The organism is Bacillus cereus group sp. BfR-BA-01331 (assembly GCF_022663915.1).
Taxonomy (GTDB): Bacteria; Bacillota; Bacilli; order Bacillales; family Bacillaceae_G; genus Bacillus_A; species Bacillus_A mycoides.
The window spans coordinates 1-2599 of sequence record NZ_JAKUGJ010000087.1; the positions used below are offsets into that span (position 1 = coordinate 1).

The following is a 2599-nucleotide window of genomic DNA, read 5'->3' on the forward strand; positions in this document are numbered from 1 at the left end:
AAAAACGCCATCCTTTCCTATGATTCTACAGAAAGAATAGCGTATTTTTTCATTTTAGGGGGGATTTTATTTTGTTAGCTTGATAGCGATGTGGTGCTACCCCATTATGTTGAAAAGGAAAAGAACATCTGTGGAACTAGTGGTGACAATAGAGTTGTTCCACAAATGAGACAGAAGAATAGTGTGCTCTACCTGATGAAATCGGAATATTATGATTATAGAAACCGTAACTATTGAAAATAGAACAAATAAAAGCTAAATAACAATAATATAATCTCTTTTCTAGATATGCCTTTATCAAGAATCAAAGAACTTAATACCACTTAGTACAAAAGCATCAGAACTTGGGCTATAACCAACTAACTTTCTTGTTCCTTCAATATCAATTCGTTTAAACCTGTTGTTAGATACACCATGTAAAATTGAAAATGGAGGTAAGTTCTTTGCCGTCATCGACTTTAAGAGAAGGTCCATAAAATCTTCTGGGCTTAAGTATGCACTCATATCTCTAGCTGTTAGTGGTTTACCATATGGATTATAATCATCATATGCACCTATACGAATAGCAAGACTTTGTAACCCTTCTTCATAAGCAAAGTAAGAAGCAACAGCCTCTGCGAAACACTTACTTACCCCGTACATATTTTTGGGTCTCGTGGGTGAATAAGCATGTGGTTGATAATCCAAAGGATAGCCTTCAATTGTTTGAGCACTGGAAGCAACTATCACTTTGGATACATTATTATCGCTAGCAGCTCTAAAAATATTATAGGTTCCCTTTATATGATTTTCTAATAAGGAGCCATAAAAATCAGCATTTGGCGAAGGGTTACCTGCCAAGTGTATAACTATATCTATACCTTTCGTAAATTCTTGACAAGCAGCTAAATCAGAAACATCTAAATATATGATTTCATGATTTGTATCTTTAAAAGTTTCTAAAGCAGATAAGTTAATATCTGCTAGCCGTAACTGGTAATTCCCTTGCTTATCTAGGAATCTTGTAACATCTTGGCCAATCTTACCTGCAGCACCTGTAACTAAAATTTTTTGCATTTCACTTCATCCTTCCATAAAAAATACATCCCTTGTCAAGGGTCATATAATAGAGCATGCACTTATTGTATGTTGGTAATGGCATTAAATAAAACGAAGAAATATAATGGAGACATGAATAAAATTCATGAGGAGGACCATAGTGACTTTAACAAAATATGAAATATTTAACAAAGTGGCAGAACTCAATAGTTTTACAAAAGCTGCAGAAGTGTTAGGTTTCACCCAGTCTGCTGTAAGTCATGCAATTAGCAGTTTGGAAAAAGAGTTTTCCTTTCCTTTATTTATTCGTAATCACTCTACTTTAACATTGACCAAAAATGCAGAGGAGCTTTTAATTACCGTTCGGAAAATTTTATACTATAACAACATGCTGAAGCAGGAAGTAGCCGCTATCAATGGGTTCCAAAAAGGAACAGTAAGAGTGGGGGTTTTTTCGAGTATTTCTAAAAACTGGATTCCTGGTATTCTTAAAAAAATGGAGGAAAAGTTTCCAAATATTGAAATCGAATTACTGGAAGGAAACTATGCTGAGGTTGAGAATTGGTTACAAAACGGGAGATTAGATTGTGGATTTATTAATAATGATACTTACTTTGGATCATTTGAAAAATCCTTTGAAATCGTACAATTGAAGAGGGATCGACTTTTATGTGTTGTATCTAACCAATCCCCATTATGTAAGGAAAACCAAGTATCAATGCAACAAATAGAAAATGTACCTTTTATTATGCCAACATATCAGTGTTATGATGATATTCAAAAAATATTTAGGGAGAATAAAGTTAGCCCCAATATTCGATTCGAAAATATGAATGAATACTCAGTGATCTCCATGGTGGAGAATAATCTAGGGATTAGTATATTGCCAGAAATGATTATACCGACATCAAAAATTTCTTTTGCAGCCATTCCACTTGAAAGTGATAGCTATCGAACTATTGGATTAGCTATAAGAAAACCAACCTCACTCGCGACTAAGAAATTTTCTGAGATTACTAAAAGGTGGGTATCATTTGAATCAATTTAATTTTGCCAAAATCTGAGTTATTTAAACTGATATGGTTCTTCTTGAATGGAGCAGATTAGTTCAATAAGCAATGAGAAAAAGTTATATATTATGTGTTGATGTAGAACTATAATATAAAAAAATCAGGAGGTAATTATATGGTAATATATAAATTATACGACAGAATACCCTAATAACTTTGACTAATTACTAAACCTATATGAATCTTTATGGTGGAATTCACTTAAATTAACAAGTAATGATTTGGAACGAATGTGCAATCAAAGTTGATACGCCATACGCATTTGATGAAAAATAATTAGTGGGTATGGGGCGTGTTATTTCAGATGGTGTAATTACTGGAGTAGTTTGGGGAATATGCGTTCTACCAATCTATCTGTCCGAAGGAATCGCCGCCATGTACAAATAGCGCTGGACAATTGAATCATTTTTCCGCTGGATTTAGCTGAATTTGAACGTTTCCGTATTGTTTGGCACAACATCCAATGCGTTGTTCAATCAGTTATTCACAGC

The 2599-nt window shown here is 33.8% G+C and carries 2 protein-coding genes and 1 pseudogene; 2 read left to right on the forward strand and 1 reads right to left on the reverse strand.

Going from position 1 to position 2599, the window contains the following annotated elements:
* Nucleotides 1–297: 297 nt before the first annotated feature.
* A complete protein-coding gene (locus MR155_RS30855) occupies nt 298–1056 on the reverse strand; it encodes an NAD-dependent epimerase/dehydratase family protein (RefSeq protein ID WP_002014092.1) in 759 nt (252 codons plus the stop codon).
* Between the two features lie 142 nt (nt 1057–1198).
* Between MR155_RS30855 and MR155_RS30860 the strand changes: the two genes are divergently transcribed.
* Both MR155_RS30860 and MR155_RS30865 read left to right on the forward strand, forming a co-directional pair.
* Complete coding sequence (locus MR155_RS30860; RefSeq protein ID WP_242312081.1) at nt 1199–2086, forward strand: LysR family transcriptional regulator; 888 nt, start codon at nt 1199–1201, stop codon at nt 2084–2086.
* A 147-nt stretch (nt 2087–2233) separates the two neighbouring features.
* Nucleotides 2234–2477, forward strand: a pseudogene (locus MR155_RS30865) (GNAT family N-acetyltransferase); the annotation flags it as partial.
* Nucleotides 2478–2599: the final 122 nt, after the last annotated feature.

Bases quoted from the DNA above. Each gene is read 5' to 3' on its own strand.
- MR155_RS30855 (WP_002014092.1), bottom strand. From the start codon at position 1,056: ATGCAAAAAATTTTAGTTACAGGTGCTGCAGGTAAGATTGGCCAAGAT.